This window comes from Pseudomonas alliivorans, assembly GCF_017826695.1.
Classification (GTDB): Bacteria; Pseudomonadota; Gammaproteobacteria; order Pseudomonadales; family Pseudomonadaceae; genus Aquipseudomonas; species Aquipseudomonas alliivorans.
In genome coordinates this window covers 12,184-31,743 of the sequence record NZ_JAFFZW010000009.1, presented here as the reverse complement: position 1 = coordinate 31,743, position 19,560 = coordinate 12,184, and the positions used below count along the sequence as shown (strand labels likewise).

General features: G+C 61.5%; 18 protein-coding genes. 6 read left to right on the top strand and 12 right to left on the bottom strand.

Features of this window, described 5'->3' with window-relative positions:
- Window positions 1-193 precede the first annotated feature (193 nt).
- The gene (locus JTJ32_RS20780; protein ID WP_099227039.1) at window positions 194-1,090 is read left to right on the top strand and encodes a PA4780 family RIO1-like protein kinase; all 897 of its coding nucleotides are present in this window, start codon (window positions 194-196) and stop codon (window positions 1,088-1,090) included.
- Between the two features lie 150 nt (window positions 1,091-1,240).
- On the opposite strand, the gene cueR is transcribed toward JTJ32_RS20780, so the two are convergent.
- The 3 genes from cueR to JTJ32_RS20765 all read right to left on the bottom strand — a co-directional run bounded on the left by cueR (window position 1,241) and on the right by JTJ32_RS20765 (window position 4,287).
- Entirely contained in the window at window positions 1,241-1,642 is a 402-nt protein-coding gene (gene cueR, locus JTJ32_RS20775) for a Cu(I)-responsive transcriptional regulator (protein WP_099227038.1), read from the bottom strand.
- The gene (locus JTJ32_RS20770; RefSeq protein WP_210043162.1) at window positions 1,639-3,837 is read right to left on the bottom strand and encodes a heavy metal translocating P-type ATPase; all 2,199 of its coding nucleotides are present in this window, start codon (window positions 3,835-3,837) and stop codon (window positions 1,639-1,641) included. The genes cueR and JTJ32_RS20770 overlap by 4 nt, the downstream gene beginning before the upstream one ends.
- Window positions 3,838-3,906: 69 nt before the next feature.
- A complete protein-coding gene (locus tag JTJ32_RS20765) occupies window positions 3,907-4,287 on the bottom strand; it encodes a hypothetical protein (RefSeq protein WP_099227036.1) in 381 nt (126 codons plus the stop codon).
- 145 nt (window positions 4,288-4,432) lie between these two features.
- Between JTJ32_RS20765 and JTJ32_RS20760 the strand changes: the two genes are divergently transcribed.
- Window positions 4,433-4,630, top strand: a complete 198-nt coding sequence (locus tag JTJ32_RS20760; protein ID WP_210043161.1) for a heavy-metal-associated domain-containing protein — start codon at window positions 4,433-4,435, stop codon at window positions 4,628-4,630.
- Window positions 4,631-4,866: 236 nt separating this feature from the next.
- Window positions 4,867-6,063: a multidrug effflux MFS transporter gene (locus JTJ32_RS20755; protein ID WP_099227034.1), complete on the top strand. Its 1,197-nt coding sequence runs from the start codon at window positions 4,867-4,869 to the stop codon at window positions 6,061-6,063.
- Between the two features lie 57 nt (window positions 6,064-6,120).
- On the opposite strand, the gene JTJ32_RS20750 is transcribed toward JTJ32_RS20755, so the two are convergent.
- Window positions 6,121-7,134, bottom strand: a complete 1,014-nt coding sequence (locus JTJ32_RS20750) for a zinc-binding alcohol dehydrogenase family protein (protein WP_099227033.1) — start codon at window positions 7,132-7,134, stop codon at window positions 6,121-6,123.
- Window positions 7,135-7,248: 114 nt separating this feature from the next.
- On the opposite strand from JTJ32_RS20750, the gene JTJ32_RS20745 reads away from it, so the two are divergent.
- Entirely contained in the window at window positions 7,249-8,154 is a 906-nt protein-coding gene (locus tag JTJ32_RS20745) for a transcription regulator VimR (protein WP_210043160.1), read from the top strand.
- A 456-nt stretch (window positions 8,155-8,610) separates the two neighbouring features.
- Window positions 8,611-9,303 carry an ArsR/SmtB family transcription factor gene (locus JTJ32_RS20740; protein WP_184323481.1) on the top strand — a complete coding sequence of 231 codons (693 nt, stop codon included), beginning with the start codon at window positions 8,611-8,613 and terminating at the stop codon, window positions 9,301-9,303.
- Between the two features lie 96 nt (window positions 9,304-9,399).
- Here JTJ32_RS20740 and JTJ32_RS20735 read toward each other — a convergent pair whose 3' ends face one another.
- The 7 genes from JTJ32_RS20735 to JTJ32_RS20705 all read right to left on the bottom strand — a co-directional run bounded on the left by JTJ32_RS20735 (window position 9,400) and on the right by JTJ32_RS20705 (window position 16,395).
- The gene (locus JTJ32_RS20735) at window positions 9,400-10,353 is read right to left on the bottom strand and encodes an adenosine deaminase (RefSeq protein ID WP_069143484.1); all 954 of its coding nucleotides are present in this window, start codon (window positions 10,351-10,353) and stop codon (window positions 9,400-9,402) included.
- A gap of 82 nt (window positions 10,354-10,435) precedes the next feature.
- Window positions 10,436-11,404: an isopenicillin N synthase family dioxygenase gene (locus JTJ32_RS20730; RefSeq protein ID WP_184323480.1), complete on the bottom strand. Its 969-nt coding sequence runs from the start codon at window positions 11,402-11,404 to the stop codon at window positions 10,436-10,438.
- Window positions 11,405-11,478: 74 nt separating this feature from the next.
- The gene (locus JTJ32_RS20725) at window positions 11,479-12,573 is read right to left on the bottom strand and encodes a BMP family ABC transporter substrate-binding protein (protein ID WP_210043159.1); all 1,095 of its coding nucleotides are present in this window, start codon (window positions 12,571-12,573) and stop codon (window positions 11,479-11,481) included.
- Window positions 12,574-12,723: 150 nt separating this feature from the next.
- Window positions 12,724-13,515: a Fe(3+) dicitrate ABC transporter ATP-binding protein FecE gene (gene fecE, locus JTJ32_RS20720; protein ID WP_210043158.1), complete on the bottom strand. Its 792-nt coding sequence runs from the start codon at window positions 13,513-13,515 to the stop codon at window positions 12,724-12,726.
- A gap of 4 nt (window positions 13,516-13,519) precedes the next feature.
- Window positions 13,520-14,488, bottom strand: coding sequence for an iron chelate uptake ABC transporter family permease subunit (locus JTJ32_RS20715; protein WP_099227027.1), 969 nt, complete (start codon window positions 14,486-14,488; stop codon window positions 13,520-13,522).
- A complete protein-coding gene (fecC, locus tag JTJ32_RS20710) occupies window positions 14,485-15,474 on the bottom strand; it encodes an iron-dicitrate ABC transporter permease FecC (protein WP_210043156.1) in 990 nt (329 codons plus the stop codon). The genes JTJ32_RS20715 and fecC overlap by 4 nt, the downstream gene beginning before the upstream one ends.
- Window positions 15,475-16,395: a Fe(3+) dicitrate ABC transporter substrate-binding protein gene (locus JTJ32_RS20705; RefSeq protein ID WP_210043154.1), complete on the bottom strand. Its 921-nt coding sequence runs from the start codon at window positions 16,393-16,395 to the stop codon at window positions 15,475-15,477.
- A gap of 271 nt (window positions 16,396-16,666) precedes the next feature.
- On the opposite strand from JTJ32_RS20705, the gene JTJ32_RS20700 reads away from it, so the two are divergent.
- Complete coding sequence (locus JTJ32_RS20700) at window positions 16,667-17,758, top strand: calcium:cation antiporter (protein ID WP_099227164.1); 1,092 nt, start codon at window positions 16,667-16,669, stop codon at window positions 17,756-17,758.
- 338 nt (window positions 17,759-18,096) lie between these two features.
- Here JTJ32_RS20700 and JTJ32_RS20695 read toward each other — a convergent pair whose 3' ends face one another.
- Window positions 18,097-19,452, bottom strand: a complete 1,356-nt coding sequence (locus tag JTJ32_RS20695) for an 8-oxoguanine deaminase (protein ID WP_210043152.1) — start codon at window positions 19,450-19,452, stop codon at window positions 18,097-18,099.
- Between the last annotated feature and the right edge of the window lie 108 nt (window positions 19,453-19,560).

Here is a 19,560-nt window from a genome sequence, read left to right as displayed (position 1 = left end):
CGATACACGTTTTGCTGCGCATTATCTTTGCCGCACTACGCGGCACGAAAGGTGCTTGAAACCGGGGTGTTGCGTGGATTTACGGCAGTAATCCGCGCAATTCAAAAGACTTTCCCTCTACTCGCTGGCGGAGGATTGCCGTATAACGGCAACAATCGCGTATCTGGCCACAAAGGACCCACAATAAAAGCTGATGAAAACTCCTAAACGCATTGAACCCCTGATCGAAGACGGTCTGGTCGACGAGGTGCTGCGCCCACTCATGAGTGGTAAAGAGGCAGCTGTTTATGTGGTGCGCTGCGGCAAAGAGCTGCGGTGTGCCAAGGTTTACAAGGAGGCGAACAAACGCAGTTTCCGTCAGGCGGCCGAGTATCAGGAAGGCCGCAAGGTACGCAACAGCCGACAGGCCCGGGCGATGGCCAAGGGTTCGAAGTTCGGCCGTAAAGAAACCGAGGATGCGTGGCAGAACGCCGAAGTGGCAGCACTGTTCCGTCTGGCCAGTGCGGGCGTGCGAGTGCCCAAGCCGTATGACTTTCTCGAAGGCGTTCTGCTCATGGAGCTGGTGGCCGACGAGTATGGCGATGCCGCGCCGCGTCTGAACGACGTGGTGCTGGAACCGGATCAGGCGCGCGAGTACCACGCGTTCCTTATCGAGCAGATCGTGCTGATGCTGTGTGCCGGTCTGGTGCACGGTGACCTTTCCGAGTTCAACGTGCTGCTGGCCCCAAGCGGTCCGGTCATCATCGATCTGCCGCAGGCGGTAGATGCGGCGGGCAACAACCATGCGTTCAGCATGCTTGAACGCGATGTCGGCAACATGGCCTTGTATTTCGGCCGTTTTGCGCCGGAACTCAGAAAGACCAAGTACGCCAAGGAAATGTGGTCATATTACGAGGCCGGCACGTTATCGCCTGCGACCGTGTTGACCGGTGAATTCGACGAGCCGGAGGACGAAGCGGATGTAGGCGGCGTGCTGCGCGAAATCGAAGCCGCCCGTCTGGACGAAGCCCGTCGTCAGGCCGCACGCGCTGCCGACGATGCCCCGCCGGGCAAATCCACCGAAGAACCGCCGCCGCCCTGGTTGCAGTGACAGACAACTCCGCGTCAGCCTGAACGCGGATGCGGAGCGTTCTGGGCGGCGTTATCACGCGGGAGCGTGTGAACGCCCTTATAGGCCTCAAGCACGTCGATCTTGCCCATGCTCAGCGTGGGCATGCATTCCGTGACGCGCTGCGTCACATCACGAACAACACCCGCCTGACGCCAGGTCCTTGAGGATCGGGCAGTCGGGGCGGTCGTTGCCCTGGCAGTGTTCCACCAGGTCCTGAAGGGTGTTGCGCAGACCGGCGAGTTCGTCGATCTTGCGATTCAGCTCGACGATGTGCTGGCGGGCGAGGGCTTTGACATCGGCACTGGCGCGCTGGCGGTCCTGCCACAGGGTCAGCAGCTTGCCGACTTCCTCCAGCGAAAAGCCCAGATCCCGCGAGCGCTTGATGAACGCCAGAGTGTGCAGGTCTTCCGTGCTGTAAATTCGATAGCCGCTGTCGCTGCGATGCGCCGCCGGCAACAGGCCAATGGATTCGTAGTAGCGGATCATCTTGGCGCTGAGGCCGCTTTTTCCGGCTGCCTGGCCGATGTTCATGGTGTGTCTCCCGGGTCTTTGGGTTTCCAGGTCTTGAGCAGCAGGGCATTGCTCACAACGCTCACGCTGGACAACGCCATAGCCGCCCCGGCGAGCACCGGATTGAGATAGCCGAACGCTGCCAGCGGGATGCCGATCAGGTTGTAGACAAACGCCCAGAACAGGTTCTGGCGGATCTTGGCGTAGGTGCGGCGGCTGATGTCCAGCGCGGCAGGCACAAGACGCGGGTCGCCACGCATCAGCGTAATACCGGCGGCCTGCATGGCGACGTCGGTGCCGCTGCCCATCGCAATGCCGATATCGGCTGCGGCCAGAGCGGGCGCGTCGTTGATGCCGTCGCCCACCATCGCCACGACATTGTGGCTTTTCAACTGCATGACGGTTGCCGATTTGTCGGCCGGCAGGACTTCGGCGTGGACGTCGCGAATGCCCAGCGCTTTGGCGACCACCTGAGCGCTGCCGCGATTGTCGCCGGTCAGCAGGTGGCTGGTGATGCCACGGGCATTGAGCTCACGCACCGCCTCGTCCGTCCCCGGCTTGAGCGAGTCACCGAAGGCGAACAGGCCGATGACGTGCGGGGCGGGTGCCTGTTCGATCAGCCAGGACAGCGTTCGCCCTTCAGCCTCCCAGATGCGCGCCGATTCCGCCAGATGGCCCATCGGCAGGCCGCTTTCTTCCAGCAGACGTCGGTTGCCCAATACCAGCTCGCGGCCTTGAACCGTGCCTGCGATACCCCGTCCGCTCAGCGTATGACTGTTTTCGATCTCGTCCAGCTTCAACTGCCATTCGTGACAGACATCCAGTACCGCTTTGGCCAGGGGATGCTCGCTCCCACGCTGCAAGGCACCAGCCCGTTGCAGCAACTGTTCCTCATTGCCTTCCAGCGCAATCATGTTGGTGATCCGGGGCGTACCGGAGGTCAGCGTGCCGGTCTTGTCGAAGACCACGGCAGTGACCTCGTGGGCACGCTCCAGCGACTCGGCGTCCTTGATCAGAATGCCGTGGCGCGCAGCAACACCGGTGCCTGCCATTATCGCGGTCGGTGTGGCCAGGCCCAGCGCACAGGGGCAGGCGATCACCAGCACGGTGACGGCATTGATCAACGCCACTTCCAGCGAAGCGCCCGCCAGCAGCCAGCCCGCCAGGGTGAAAAAGGCGATCAGCAGCACGACCGGCACGAACACCTGGCTGACCCGGTCCACCAGTCGCTGAATCGGCGCCTTGCCGGTCTGGGCGTCTTCCACCAGACGAATGATGCGCGCCAGAACCGTTTCCGAGCCCAGCGCCGTGGTCCTGACCAGCAACCGGCCTTCGCCATTAATGGCCCCGCCGGTCACACGGTCGCCGGGCTCCTTTGCTACCGGCAGGCTTTCACCGGTGATCAGGGCCTCGTCGGCGTGGCTGCGGCCTTCGATGACATCGCCATCCACCGGAAAACGCTCGCCCGGTTTGACCAGTACGCGATCCTCCAGCTGCAGGTCGCTGATGGCGACTTCCTGTTCAACGCCGTCCACCACTCGAAGTGCACGGTCCGGACGCAGCGCTTCAAGGGCACGAATCGCGCTGGCCGTCTGGCGTTTGGCGCGACTCTCCAGGTATTTACCCAGCAGCACCAGAGCGATGACCACGGCCGAGGCTTCGAAATACAGATGTGGCGTGGTGCCTGGTGCAGCGGTCAGCCATTGATAGAGGCTCAAGCCGTAACCGGCGCTGGTGCCGATGGCGACCAGCAAATCCATGTTCCCAGCACCCGACCTCAAGGCTTTCCAGGCCGCCACATAAAAACGCGCGCCAAGAACGAATTGCACCGGTGTGGCGAGCGCGGCCTGCGCCCAGGCGGGCAGCATCCAGTGCACGCCCAGCGGCGAGAGAAGCATTGGCACGACCAAGGGCACCGCGAGCACAATCGCCAGCAGCAATGCCCAGCGTTCACGGTGCAGGTTGCCGGCCTTGCGGTCGGCCTCTACGCGTTCGTCCCGCAGCAGGGTCGCGCCGTAACCGGCGTGGCTGACGGCGCTGATCAAGGTCTGTGGATCCGTCCGGGGCTCGGCCTGGACGTGGGCGCGTTCACTGGCCAGGTTGACCGTCACGCTGTTGACCCCCGGCACCTTGGCCAGGGCACGCTCGACCCGGCCTGCGCAACTGGCGCAGGTCATGCCGCTGATGGGCAGGTCGAAGGTGAGGGTGTCTTGCATCTCGTTCACTCCCTGAGGCTGTATGCCTGCAAGGATCAACCTTGCCACATGGGCAAGGTCAAGCGCGAATCAATAGTTGAGGTCGGCTTTCTTGAGGTACATGCCTTTGAGGCTGGTAGCGATGCGGTACTTGAGGATGTCCCCGGCGTGCATCTGGATAGTGGTGTTGGTTGGCGCTTCCATTCCCGGTTCACAGCCCACGATTTTGCCCGGCAGCGTGCGCAGGCGCACAGACACCGGGCCGGCCGGCAGGTTGAACGACACCGAGTCCTCCTGGAACAGTCGCCCGGCCAGTTGATCCTGGATGTAGATACCGATTTCACAGGAGGTCGCCACTTCCAGACGCTCTCGGGAAATGATCAGGATGCCGTAATCCTGAGCGGCCTGAACGGTGGGTGCGGCGGCGACCAGACCGAGAATGCTGAAGAGGCTGACTGCTGACCAGCGCATTGCTGATACTCCTGATGTAAACGTCGATGAAGGAGCTTGGCTCACGACAACGCCGAACGCCAGCCCGGCAGACAATACAAAAACTTGACCTTGCCACGATGACAAGGTTGAAGATGCCTGTCATCCACTCTCGAAGGAGCAGCACATGCAATTATTCAACGTTCAAGGCATGACTTGCGGGCACTGTGTACGGGCGGTCACCCAAGCCATTAAGAATGAAGATCCGACCGCCGATGTGCAGGTTGAACTGGCCAGCAAGCAGGTCAAGGTAGCGAGCACGCTGAGTGCCGAACACATTATCAGGCTGATTGGCGAAGAAGGTTATCAGGCGCAACTGGCCTGAATCAGTCATTGACTGACATGCACGCACGTCTGCATCTGCCCGGAGGACGGGGTGAGGACGTCCTCCGTCCGCGTGCTGTGGGTCATGACACGTTTTGCCCGAGTCAATGTACGTCAGCTATCCCTTAAGTCAGCTGTCCCTAACGGAAAAATCTTGAATTAATTTCGCCGCATTCCGTCCTCTGCAGAGTAAGCCGGTTAAACTGACCGGCTGCTCTGCATCGCTATGGAAGCCCGATGAATTTACGCACAATCCTGATTCTTGGCGCATTGAGCGCTTTTGGCCCGTTGGCCATCGATTTCTATCTGCCTGGCTTCCCGGCCATCGCTTCGTACTTCGCCACTGATGAGAAACACGTCCAGTTGACTCTGGCAGCGTATTTCCTTGGTCTGTCGCTGGGCCAGCTGGCTTATGGACCGGTGGCTGACCGGTTTGGACGACGCCTTCCCATGCTGGTGGGCGTCAGCCTGTTCACGCTGGCCTCGGTGGCCTGTGCCTTCGCGCCAAGCCTTGAGTGGCTGATCGCTGCCCGTTTCGTGCAGGCGCTGGGCGGTTGCGCGGGGATGGTGTTGTCTCGGGCGATCGTCAGCGACAAATGCAATGCCGTGGAATCGGCCAAGGTGTTCTCGCAACTGATGCTGGTCATGGGCCTGGCACCGATTCTGGCGCCGATGCTGGGCGGGGTACTGGTCAATGCATTTGGCTGGCAGTCGATCTTCATCAGCCTGACGCTCTTCAGCGCGTTGTGCCTGACCGCCGTCGCGCTGGGTTTGCCCGAAAGCATGCCGGCCACCACCCCGCGCCAGCCGTTGCGCGGTGCCTTGCGGCAATACGGACGGCTGCTGACGGATCGCGTCTTTATTGGCCATGCGCTCACGGGCGGTATTGCCATGGCGGGCATGTTCGCTTACGTGGCCGGTTCGCCGTTCGTGTTCATCAAGCTGTACGGAGTGCCAGCCGAGCATTATGGCTGGCTGTTCGGGATGAATGCGGCGGGCTTCATTGCGGTGGCGCAGATCAACGCACGTATCTTGCGCAAGACCGGTCCGGCGTTCCTGCTGACACGCACGGTATGGATCTATCTGGCTGCCGGTCTGGTGCTGCTCGGTATCACCAGCTTGCGCACTGAGGCGCTCTGGCCGCTGCTGGTGCCGCTGTTCGTCTGTGTCGCGAGTCTGGGCTGCATCATTCCCAATGCGTCGGCCTGCGCCATGAACGGTCAGTGGGCGCGGGCGGGCAGCGCATCAGCGTTGCTGGGCTGTCTGCAATTCAGTGTGGCGGCGGCTGCCGCGAGTCTGGTCGGCGTGCTGCATGACGGCACCGCGACGCCGATGGCGCTGGTTATCAGCCTGTGCGGCGTGTTGTCGGTCGGTGCGTCGGTGTACACGCGCCGCCTGCAGGCCAGACGTGACGCGCAGGTCGCGTCAGCCTGATCGAAGTAAGGCGTTGTGTCTGTCGCGATGACCGACACAACGCCGAGCGCCGTTGCTTCAGAACCCTTCAAGCACGATCTTGCCCTTGGCCTTGCCGCTTTCCAGCAGCTCGTGGGCGCGACGCAGGTTTTCAGCGTTTATGGTGCCGAAGTGTTCGCCGAACGTGGTCTTCAGCGTCCCGGCATCCACCAGTTCGGCGACGCGATTGAGCAGGTTGTGCTGCTCGATGATGTCGTCGGTCTCGAACATCGAACGGGTGTACATGAACTCCCAGTGCAGCGACAGGCTCTTGCGCTTGAGCTTGGACACATCCAGCGACTTGGGATCGTCGATCAGGCCCAGCTTGCCCTGAGGTTTGAGCGCTTCGACCAGTTGATCGAGGTGCTGTTCGGTCTGGGTCAGGCTGGCGACGTGCGTGACAGCATGGATGCCGACGCGCTTGAGTTCTTCACTCAGCGGCTTGCTGTGGTCCAGCACTTCATGGGCACCCAGTTCACGCACCCAGCTTTCGGTCTCGGCGCGTGAGGCGGTGCCGATGACTTTCAGGGCGGTCAACTGCCGCGCCAGCTGGGTCAGGATGGAACCCACGCCACCGGCAGCGCCGACAATCAGAAGACTCTGTCCGCTTTCACCCTTGCCCTGGGCGATCTGTAAACGCTCGAACAACAGCTCCCAGGCGGTGATGGCCGTGAGCGGCAAGGCTGCGGCGTGAGCGAAGCTCAGCGACTTGGGCATGTGGCCGACGATACGCTCGTCCACCACGTGCAACTCACTGTTGGCACCAGGACGGATCAACGAGCCTGCGTAGTAAACCTTGTCGCCTGGCTGAAAGAGCGTGACGTCGCTGCCGACGGCCTTGACCACACCTGCGACGTCCCAGCCCAGCACTTTGGCGTCTCCGTTCTCGGGTGCGACGTTCTGGCGAATCTTGGTATCCACCGGGTTGACGGAGATCGCCTTAACCTCGACCAGCACATCTCGTGACCCGGCAACCGGCTCGGGCAGTTGGATGTTCTGCAGGGATTCAGGGTGGCTGATGGGCAGTGACTGGTAATAAGCGACGGCTTTCATGAAGGGGTCCTCGGTTGGAAAAGTGATGAACGGATCATTGGCTATTTCCTGGAAAGATAAAACCCGCTAAAACGGCAGGCTCTTTCAATATATCTTTGATAATAAGGCGCTCGGATGCTGCGTTTCGATGACCTGCAATTGTTCGTTCGGGCTGCTGACCTGGGGAGTCTGTCTGCGGCTGCTCGGGTCATGGACATGTCGGCGGCCGTTGCCAGCGCGGCGCTCAAACGGGTCGAGCAGCAGGTGGGCGCTCGGCTGCTGGCGCGCTCGACCCGCAGTCTGCGCCTGACGGCCGAAGGCGAAGGCTTTCTCGACTATGCCCGCGCTGCGCTGGGCAGCCTTGAGGAAGGTCAGCGTCTGCTGGCCAGCAGTCAGGATCGTTGCGAGGGCGTCTTGCAGCTGTCGGCGCCTTCGGACCTGGGGCGTAATGTGCTGCTGCCCTGGCTGGATGCGTTTCAGCAACAACACCCGCAACTGACTGTGCGGCTGCTGTTGGGGGACCGTATCGCCGATCTGTTCCGTCAGCCGGTGGACGTGGCCCTGCGTTACGGTGAGCCGGAAGATTCGACGCTGGTCGCGTTGCCGGTCCTGCCGGGTAATCGACGCGTTCTTTGCGCGGCCCCCGATTACCTCAAGCGTCACGGCCAGCCGCAGCAGATCGAACAGCTGGCTCAGCACAACTGCCTGCTGTACATGCTGGGCGATCGGGTTCATGACCGTTGGGCTTTCGAGGACGGCAAGCGGGAAATGAGCCTGACGGTAAAAGGTAACCGGTTCAGCGACGATGCCGATGTGGTACGCCGCTGGGCGGTGGCCGGGGAGGGTATAGCGTACAAGTCCTGGCTGGACGTCGCCGCCGATGTCAGGGCTGGACGACTGGAGGTATTGATGCCCCATTTGAAGGGCGAGCTGGCGCCCTTGAATCTGCTGTGCGCGCATCGTGCTCAACTGAGCAAACCGGTCAATCTGCTGCTGGAAATGCTTCGTACGCGATGCAGGCAACATGCTGTAAGTCAATAAGAACCGTTCATGGTTTATACGGCTACAAAAGCAGAAGAATGAGCCTACGGAAGTTTCGGAAAATATAATGTTTAAATACATTCCCACTGTGCAAGGTTCTTCCATTTTCAGCGTTTTTCAACTCGGCGCTTATTGAACGGATCTACAGCTTTCTCGGCTGGATCTTCGTCTGCGTTCAAGGCGATTGATCTCGCCGTATGCCCGAAGCCCCTTGTGCAGAGCGGTCTTTCGGCGACAGGCCGCTTTGGAAGAGTTCGGCAAGCATGCTTTTATCGCCCGGTGTAATACGCCAGAACATGACGGCGGCTCGGACTACAAGAGTTTTAGCCAATCGGCTTGTGGGGCGTAGAGTTTATACTTGTCATTTCAAGTTGGATGCGCGTTCAACTTTACTGAGGCGTGATTGCTGTCAATATGTCATCGCACTAGATGAATGTTTCAACAGGGAGTGAACACATGGAATATGCACCTTGCATCAGCCAGATTGCGACATTGCTGGCCGACCCCAAGCGCAGCGCAATGATTTGGGCACTGATGGATGGTACTGCTCGCCCCGCCGATGAACTGGCACTGCTGGCGGGCCTCTCGACCTCTTCGGCTGGCGCGCACCTGGCGCGGCTGGCCAATGGCGGTCTGTTGAAGCAGGAAGCGCGCGGTCGCAAGCGCTTCTTTCGACTGGCGGCGCCCGAGGTCGGTGCGGCGGTCGAGGCGCTGGCCAGTGCATCGCTGGTCAGTGCCGACCAGATCAGCCGCAGCGTCGCTCAACCCATGCCCACGTTGCCTTTACGTCGTGCGCGGATCTGTTGTGACCACCTGGGGGGTGAAATGGCGGCCGAGCTTTATCAGCGTCTGTTGGGGGCAGGGTGGATAGAGCAGCAGGAAAAACGCATCGAAGTCACGAGCAAGGGTATCGCCAAATTCGCCGAGCGCGGTATCTACATTCCGGCGCTGGCCCAGCGCAAACGCGAAACCGTTTGCGCCTGTGCAAACTGGAGCGAACGCAGTCCGCACCTGGGTGGTGCGCTGGGCGCAGGACTGCTGCAGTTGTTCATCCAGATGGGCTGGCTGCGCACGACCGAAGAATCCAGCACCTTGCAGGTCTCGTCGAGCGGGCAGCGAGAGATCAGCAAGATCGCCTCGGCGGCGTGAGCTCAGGCACCGTGTGGTCAGACCTATCGGGACGCGGCGCGTCCCGGGCTGCATGCCGACGCGGAGCATCGGCACGATCACGATGACGCTCCGGGGTTACGGTTTTACCAACCGCGCGTCCAGGCTGTTCTGCGCCAGGCGTTTTGCCTGGTCCTCGGTCATGCCCAGATGGGTGTACAGGGCGTGGAAGTTTTCGGTGACGTAGCCGCCAAAGTAGGCCGGGTCATCCGAGTTGACCGTGACTTTCACACCGCGCTCCAGCATGTCGAGGATGTTGTGCTGGGCCATGTCGTCGAACACACAGAGTTTGGTGTTGGACAGCGGGCAGACAGTCAGCGGGATCTGCTCATCGATGATGCGCTGCATCAGCCGCTCGTCTTCGATGGCGCGTACGCCGTGGTCGATGCGTTCGATTTTCAGCAGGTCCAGTGCTTCCCAGATGTACTCCGGCGGGCCTTCTTCGCCAGCGTGGGCTACGGTCAGGAAGCCTTCGTTGCGGGCGCGGTCAAAGACGCGCTGAAACTTGCTCGGCGGATGGCCCATTTCCGAGCTGTCCAGACCGACCGCCACGAATGCATCGCGGAACGGCAGTGCCTGCGTCAGGGTTTTCTCGGCTTCTTCTTCACTCAGATGGCGCAGGAAGCTGAGAATCAGGCCGCTGTCGACTCCCAGTTGCGACTTGCCGTCTTTGAGCGCGCCAGTGATCCCGGCCAGCACCACTTCGAATGGAATGCCACGGTCAGTATGGGTCTGTGGATCGAAGAACGGTTCGGTATGAATGACGTTCTGCGCCTTGCAGCGTTGCAGGTAGGCCCAGGTCAGGTCGTAGAAATCCTGCTCGGTGCGCAACACGTCCGCGCCCTGATAATACAGGTCGAGGAATTCCTGCAGGTTGTTGAAAGCGTACGCCTTGCGCAATGCCTCCACATCGTTCCACGGCAGGGCAATTTTGTTGCGCTCGGCCAGGGCAAACAGCAGCTCGGGTTCCAGCGAGCCTTCAAGGTGCAAGTGCAGTTCTGCCTTGGGCAGGGCGTTCAACCAGTCGTACATGTGCTTTTCTCATCAGGTGCAGATCGCGGGCATTCTACAGATGCACATCGCTGCATAGGGTAAAACCTGACCGACCGTTCAACTAAGATGCCTTTTCCGGTTCTCGACGATAGGCATACGTGTCAGAAAAGCGTGACAACAGGAACTCGGCACAGGTCGTGACAGGATAGCGGGCTGGCTGGCTTTCGCTCTGGCAACCCGGCAGGCATTCGATACGTGTGTCCGGATGAGGTTCGGCGAAAAACGGCATTGAGTAGCGATCGACACCCAGCGGGCTGATGACCCGGTGCGGCGTGGACAGGTAACGATCATTGCTCCAGCGCGCCATCATGTCGCCGAGGTTGACGACGAACGTACCTTCGACAGGCGGCGCGTCAATCCACTGGCCGCGTACATCACGCACCTGCAGCCCGCCCGCAGCGTCCTGATGCAACAGGGTGATGCAGCCGTAATCGGTGTGGGCGCCTGCGCCTTGCTGCTCTTTCGACGTAGCGGTGTGGCGCGGCGGGTAGTGGATCATGCGCAACACGCTGACCGGGTCCTTGAAGCGCTGGTCGAAGAAATCCCGCTCGATGCCCAGTGCCAGGGTCATGGCACGCAGCAGGGTTTGCGCCAGTGCCTGCATGTCCAGGTAATGCTGCTCCATCAGGCTTTCCCAGCCCGGCAGGTCGGGGTGTCGATTCGGCCCGCGCAACGGTTTTCCCGCCAGCACGTCGGGATGCCCGGCATCCATGTGCAGGCCCATGTCGAAGGTTTCTTTCAGATCGCTCGGCAGACTGGGGTCCAGTTGCTCGGTGGCGATGGCGCCATAACCGCGATGGTGAGTACTTTGGGTTATGTCGATCTTGAGCTTTTCCGCCGCCGGTTGGGCGAAGAAGCGCCGCGCAGCCGATTGCACCTGCTCGATCCGCTGTGGCGTGATGGGGTGTCCCGTGATGTAGAAGAAACCCCATTCGCGACAGGCACTGTCGATCTGGCTGGCAACGTTCTGCCAGGCCTCAGTGTCCGTGCCGTAGAGCGGGGCGATGTCGATGATGGGAAGCTGGTCCATGAAGCGGTCCTGGAAATCGGGTGGTCTTCAGCGTGATCGCGCCCTGCGAGTCGGGACGCGATCACCCGGACAGATTACTTCGGCAGCTCGGCCTTGATGCCTTCGACGTAGTAGTTCATCGAGGCCAGCTCTGCGTTGGTCGCGACCACGCCAGCGGGGATCTTCACGGTGCCGGTCTGGTCCTTGATGGGGCCGGTGAACGGATGGAATTCGCCGCTTTCGATGCTGGCGATGATCGTCTGTGCTTCAGCCTTCACGTCGGCAGGGACGATATCGCTGATCGGCAGTTCAACCGTGCCTTCCTTCAGGCCGCCCCAGTAATCCTGAGGTTTCCAGGAGCCTGCGAGTACGCCCTCGGCAGCCTGAATGTAGTGCGGTCCCCAGTTGTTGACGATGGAAGTCAGGACGGCCTTGGGACCGAAGTGCGCCATGTCCGATGCGTAGCCGACGGCGTATACGCCACGACGTTCGGCGGTCTGGATCGGCGCCGGGCTGTCGGTGTGCTGGAACACCACGTCCACACCCTGATCGATCAGCGCGTTGGCCGCGTCGGCTTCCTTGCCCGGATCGAACCAGGAGTTGACCCACACCACTTTGATCTCGGTGCCGGGGTTGTACTTGTTCAAGGCCAGTTGGATGGCGTCGATGTCACGCAGCACTTCCGGAATCGGGAACGAGGCGACGTAACCGATCTTCTTGGTCTTGGTCATTTTCGCGGCGATAAAACCACCCACGTAACGGCCTTCATAGGTGCGGGCCAGGTAGGTGCCCATGTTCTTGTCCTGCTTGTAGCCGGTGGCGTGCTCGAACTTCACCTTGGGAAACTGTTTGGCGACTTTCAGGGTCGGGTTCATGTAGCCGAAAGAGGTGCTGAAGATCAGGTCATAGCCGCCCTTGGCCATGTTGCGGATCACACGCTCGGCGTCGGCGCCTTCCGGCACGTTTTCCACATAGCTGCTGCTGACCTTGTCGCCCAGCGCCGCGACCATCGCCTTGCGGCCCTGTTCGTGCTGATAGGTCCAGCCGTGGTCGCCGATAGGGCCGATGTAGACGAAGCCGACTTTCAGCGGATCGGCTGCCAAGGCGAGCAGGCTGGCACCCAGACCGACGACAGCGGTCATGGCGCACAGCAGTTTTTTCAGGGGACGGCGTGGGGTGGTCAGGTGCATCGGGTCTTGCTCCTTGCAGTCTTGTTGGAGGGGATACTCCGACAATGCAAATAGCTGACCACAAAGACAAGTTATGACGCAGACGCGTTGCAGACCGCTTTGCTGATGGTGATATGCAGCGCGACGGTGCAGGGTACAGACCCTTCGCCGCTAACTGGTGCAGCGGGTGCTGCGCTCGACGATGCACATGGGCGTGCCCGCCACCGGTTCCTGCATGATCTGCACCTGAACATCGAACACCCGACACACCAGTTCGGCGTTCAATACGTCACCGGGCGCACCGCTGGCCACCAGTCGCCCGGCCTGCATCACCGCCAGATGGTCGGCATAACGGCAGGCCTGGTTGATGTCGTGCAACACAGTAATGACCGTCTTGCCCTCGGCGCTGAGCGCGCGCATCAGGTCCAGCAGTTCGACCTGATGGCTGATGTCCAGATAGGTGGTCGGCTCGTCGAGCAGCACGATGGCGGCGTCCTGCGCCAGAATCATTGCCAGCCATGCGCGCTGACGCTGCCCGCCGGACAGGTCGGACAACGGCCGGTCGGCGAGGGTCTCCAGCTCCATGCGCTGCAAGGCCTGCTCGACACTGTGCTGATCCGCGCCGCTCAGGCGGCCCCAGAGACTGTTGTGCGGACTGCGACCATAGGCCACCAGCTGACGCACGCTCACGCCTTCGGGAATGGGCAACACCTGTGGCAGAAACGCTACCTTGCGGGCCAGATCCCGTGCCGACAGGTCGCGGTAGGCCTTGCCGTCCAGACTCAGACTGCCGGACTGCGGCGTGAGAATCCTCGCGAACGCCTTGAGCAGCGTGGACTTGCCACAACCGTTGGGCCCGATCAGCGCCGTGACCTTACCGGGCGGCGGGCTGAATGAAAGGTCCTGCACGATGCGGGTTGCCCCGTAGCCGATGTCGAGTTGCTGTGCCTGAAGAATGCTCATGAGATCAACCTTTGAATCGGGCCAGCAGCCACAGGAAATACGGAGCGCCGATGACCGCCGTGAGAATCCCGGCCGGGATTTCGCTGGGCGCGATCAACGTGCGACCGAGCGTGTCGGCCAGCACCAGCAACAACGCGCCCAGCACCATGGAGGCGGGCAGCAGGAATTGATGATGACCCCCCACCAGTCGACGGGCCATGTGCGGCGCGACCAGGCCGACGAAACTGATCGGACCGATGATCCCGACGCCCATGCTGGTCAGCAGCACTGCGCTGCCCATCGCCAGCCAGCGCGTGCGTTTGAGACCGGTGCCCAGGCTCTGCGCCGCTTCGTCACCCAGACCGATCAGATTGAGCGGCTTGGCCAGCAACAGCGTGATTGGAATCAGAACCAGCAACGGCACGGCCAGCAGCACGTGGTGCCAGTTGCGGCTCCACAGGCTGCCGGTCAGCGCGAGCAGGGCGGTGTTGATGTCCAGCGGGTTGGACAGAATCAGAAACTCGGTGATGCTCGACAGCGTCACCGCAATGGCAACACCCGAGAGTGCGAAGCGCACACCGGAAAACTGCACTCCGGTGTTGTAAAGCGCCAGCAACAGCGCCCCGCCCGCCCCGCCCAGACACGCCACGAACGGCAGCGCCGAGACGGGCAAATGCGGAAAGCCGATGATTGCGATGGTCATCGCCAGCCCCGCGCCTTGCGTCACGCCGAGGATTTCCGGCGAGGCCAGCGGGTTGCGGATCACGCCCTGCACAATGGCACCGGCCAGGCCGAACGCACAGCCGGTGACAATTGCAATCAGACCTCGCGGCAATCGGTGATTCCAGACGTCGAAGTCCTTGCTGTCGTGGGCGATCAGATGGTCGAGCACCGCGCCGGGCGTCAGCCAGACCGTACCCGCACTCAGGCTCAGCAACAGTGCCAGCAGCAACAGGCCGATCAGGATCAGCAGTCTTGAGCGAGGCTGGCTCATAGTGCGCGCCTCGCCATAAACAGGAAGAACGGCGCGCCAATCAATGCCGTCACCACGCCTGCCGGCGTTTCGACCGGGAAGGCCACGGCGCGGCTGATCAGATCGGACGCCAGCACGATGGCAGCGCCCAATCCTGCGCTGACCGGGATCAGCCAGCGGTAATCGTTGCCCAGCCATTGGCGGGCAATGTTTGGCGCAATCAGGCCGACAAAGCCGATGGGGCCTACGGCGCAGACACTGGCACCGACCAGCACCAGACTGACCACGAACACCAGCAGGCGCAGCGCGCCGATGCGTACGCCCAGCGAACGGGCAGCGTCCTCGCCCAGGTTGATCAGGTTCAGGCGCGGCGCGCAGACAATCGCCAGCACAACGCCGATCAGCGTGCAGGGCCACAGCAACTGCAGTTGTTCAACGCCGACGTTGGCCAGCGAACCGGCCAGCCAGTTCAGAACGCTTTGCGCCTGGGCTTCAACAAGAATCACGGTCAGGCGGGTCAGCGCTGCGCATAACGCCGTCACCGCCACGCCTGCCAGCACCAGTCGGCCTTGGGATGTGGCAGGCGACCACGCGCCGCCGAGGCTGAACACTGTCATCCACGCCAGGGCGCCGCCCACGCAGGTCATCAGCAATGCACCGCCGGGGAAGGGCAGGGCAATCAGCCCAGTGGAGAACAACGCCAGACCCAGCGCTGCACCCGCCGTGACACCAAACAGGGAAGGGGACGCGAGCCGATTGCGGGTGATGCCTTGCATCAAGGCTCCGGCCACGCCGAGACAGGCACCGACCAGCGCCGCGCACAAGGCTCGCGGTACGCGCAGTTGCGCAACGATGTAGGCAAGGTTGCCGCCCTCGCGGCCCAGCGTGTACAGCCCGTTCCAGGCGTCGATCTGCCGGATGGTGAAAGGCGACAGGGCGAACAGCGACATCCAGAACAGGCCCAGACAACCTGCGGCGATCAAGCTCGCCATCAGCCAGCGACGCATTTAAGGATTGATCACGGCCTTGCCGCCCTTGAGAACTGCAAGTGCGTCATCGGCGATCTGTTCGGACGCCATGACCCCGCGATTACGCGCCCAGCTGTCGCCATCCACTTCGGCCACCTGCTTGTTGCGCACCGCACTCAGCACCTGCCACAGCGGCTGCTTGCTCCAGCTGTCTACCAGACTCGGGCGACGATAATGACCGACCAGCAGCCAGCCAGGATCCAGCGCCAGCAATTGCTCAAGGCTGACGAACTCGGTCGGCGCGGCGTTCTTGCGCACTTCAGGCACCTGCAAACCGATGGCCTTCAACACGCTGCCTGCGTAAGCGTGCGGGCCGTGTACCGAGAAGCTGTCCTCACGGGCGACGCCGAACAGCACCTTGGTGTCGGCCGGTATCTGCGCCGCCACGGCTTTCAGGTGCTCGCGGTTTTCAGCGATACGTGCCTGCATCTGTGGGCCTCTGCCGAGCGCTGTGCCAATCAGTTCGGCAGATTTCAGGCTGCCTTCATAGTCCTCACCGCGCGACGGCAGCATCAATGTGGGGGCCAGACTGTTCAGATCGTTGTACAGCGCCTGATGACGCCCCAGGTCAGCAATGATCAGATCCGGCTTCAGGCGTGCGATGACTTCGATATTGGGCTGCGAGCGAAGGCCAACCGACTGCCATTCGCCAATGGCCTTGCGTGCCTTGGGCAGTACGCGGTTGGCATCGCCATCGTCCGCAGCGCCCACGGGCGTCACGCCGACCGAGGCCAGACTGTCGAGAAAGGAAAACTCCAGCACCACCACCCGCTTGGGCGCATCGGGCAAGTGAACCTTGTGCTGGCCGTCATCAATGTCGATAGGCGCTGCCTGAATTGAGCAGGCCAGGGCCGCCAGCAGACTGCCGGCCAGCAGAGATGTCAGTCGAAAACCACGCATGGCGAATGTCCTTTGTTACTGAAACGGAATCGCGAAAACCCATTCACGCAACGCTGGTCGCGAAACAGGCGCGCCAGAACGGTCGCGGAGAAAACGGCGGGCACTATTTCACATCGTGACGACGGGATCAAAAGTCATTTACGCGTGGGTGTCGTTCTCATTCTGGGCATTTTTTGAAACCTTTTGTCACACCCTGCACTCTGAACGGCTTCAATGACAGACACCTTCATATACATCCGCGGCGATGTGTCGCAAGGGTTTGGGGAACAACATGGGCGCTTTGCTCAAGCAGGAAAAGTTTTTACTACTGGCGATCATCGCCACCTTCGTCGCCTATCCGATGGAGCACACGCTGCTGGGCAATGGCCAGATGGTTGCCCTGGTGGCCGGTCTTGCGTTGGTCGGCTTCATTGTGTGCGCATCGTTGCGGGTAGCGCATCACGCTGAAATGCTCGCCGAGAAAGTGGGTGATCCATACGGCACGATGATCCTGACGCTGTCGGCGGTGCTGGTTGAAGTCGTGATCCTGGCGATCATGATGAGCAACGAGCCATCACCGACGCTGGTGCGCGACACCATCTATTCCGCTGTGATGCTCGACATCAACGGCATCCTGGGTCTGGCCGCGCTGATGGGCGGTATCAAGCATGGCGAGCAGTCGTACAACGATGATTCGGCGCGCACTTACAGCGTGATGATCATGACTGCCATGGGCGTGTCCATGATCGTCCCCGAGTTCATCCCCGAAGCGAACTGGAAGCTGTATTCGGCCTTCACCATCGGCGCGATGATTCTGCTCTATACCCTGTTCCTGCGCATGCAGGTCGGACCGCACAGCTACTTCTTCAGCTACAGCTATCCGGACAAGAAAAAGCGCAAGGATCAGCCCGAAGAGCATGCCGAGCCGGTCAACCTGACCCGTTCCATCGCCACTTTGGTGGTCGGTGTCGTGGTCATCGGTGCGCTGGCGGAGGTCATGTCCAAGACCGTCGACCTCGGGCTTGAAGGCACTGGCGCGCCGCCGGTCATGACTGCGATTCTGGTCGCCGCCATTTCCGCGTCGCCTGAAATCCTGACGGCACTGCGTGCGGCACTGGCCAACCGCATGCAGTCAGTGGTCAACATCGCGCTGGGTGCGTCGCTGTCCACGGTAATTCTGACCGTTCCGGTGATGGAAGCCATGGCGCTCTACAGCGGCCAGCCTTTCCAGATGGCCATGACGCCAGTGCAGACCGTGATGATTGCGATCACCCTGCTGGTCAGCGCGATCAACCTCAATGACGGCGAAACCAACGCGATTGAGGGCATGACCCACTTCGTGTTGTTCGCGACGTTCATCATGTTGTCGTGTCTGGGGGTGTGAGCCGGGCTCTACGCGTATCGTGCCCAGCTTTTCCTGAGGCGACATAGCGACGACGGAACTGACGCCATCGTCGGCAAGCCGCCTCCACGGGGGCTTGGGCAGTCAATGGACCCAGGGCATGCGGCAGCATCGTGAGCAGGGCGGCAGGCCCTATCAACAGCATGAGTTGCCAGGCCAGCCCCGGCAGCAGGTGCAGCAGACTTTTGTCGTCTTCGGGACGGTTTGAAGAGGGCGGGCTTGTAGACACGATGTCTCGCCTGGCGGCTGTGGGAAGCGACACGCTAGCGGATCAACACCGCTGGAGGTGTCGATCCGTTCACAGCTTCACGGGCCGAGGCTCAACCTTGGATCAGCTCTCGCGCAGCCTGGCTGTGTTGCGCAATCAGTTGCTGCAGATCCAGCCCTTCCACCTGGCCGTCGATCACTCGCCAGCGTCCTGCAATCATGACCCGATCCGCACGGTCTGCGCCGCAGAGCAGCAGCGCGGACAACGGATCATGGCTGCCCGAGAAGCGCAGCTCGTCGAGTTTGAACAGCGCCAGATCCGCCTGTTTGCCCACCGTCAGCTCACCAATGTCGCTACGCCCCAAGAGTTGCGCCGAGCCCTTGGTGGCCCAGCCCAGCACCCGTTCCGGTGTGATCTTTTCTGCGCCGTAGCGCAACCGTTGCAGGTACAGCGCCTGCCGGGTTTCGAGCATCATGTTCGAGGCGTCGTTGGACGCCGAACCGTCGACACCCAACCCGAGCGGCGCACCTGCAGCAATAAGCTCCAGCGTCGGGCAGATACCGGACGCCAGGCGCATGTTGGAGCTCGGGCAATGACAAACACCCGTTCCCGCTGAACCCAGGCGCTCGATTTCACCCGGATTGAAATGAATGCCGTGAGCCAGCCAGGTGCGCGGGCCGAGCCAGCCGACGCTGTCCAGATAGTCCACGGTCCGCAGACCGAAACGTTGCAGGCAGAAGTCTTCTTCGTCGAGGGTTTCGGCCAGATGAGTGTGCAGGCGTACGTCGAGCTTTTCAGCCAGCGCAGCACTCTCAGCCATGATCTGCGGTGTGACGGAAAACGGTGAGCAGGGGGCGAGGGCGATCTGGATCTGCGCACCCTCGCCGCGTTCGTGGTAGGTCTCGATCAGGCGCTGGCTGTCGGCCAGAATTACTTCGCCCTGTTGCACGGTCTGTTGTGGTGGCAGACCGCCGTCCGCTTCGCCCAGACTCATGGAACCGCGGGTGAGCATGGCACGCATGCCCAGTTCGCGAACGCTTTGCACCTGCACGTCGATGGCCTGCTCCAGTCCATCCGGAAACAGATAGTGATGATCGGCAGCGGTGGTACAGCCCGACAGCAACAGCTCTGTGAGCGCGACCTTGCTGGCGACCGCAAGCTTTTCGGGCGTCAGTCGCGCCCAGACCGGGTAAAGCGTCTTGAGCCAGGGAAACAGCGGCTGATTGACCACCGGCGCCCAGGCACGGGTCAGGGTTTGATAGAAGTGGTGATGGGTGTTGATCAGGCCCGGCAGCAGCACATGCTCGCGGGCGTCGAACACTTGGTCGCAGGGCATGGCGGGTTGCTGCCCGGCCGCCAGCATTTCGGTGATGACGCCGTCTTCCACGACCAGACCGCCACGGGCGTCAAGGTCATTGGCAGTGAACACGGCAAGGGGGTTTTTCAACCAGATACGGATCGCGGACATGGGCCGGCTCCTCTGAAAGTGGGTTCAGGGTTAGCCAGCTCAGTGTTGCCCTGTCTGCTGATCCAGGGTGCGAGGCAGACATCGTCTCGGCAAGGTCGGGGATTTTAC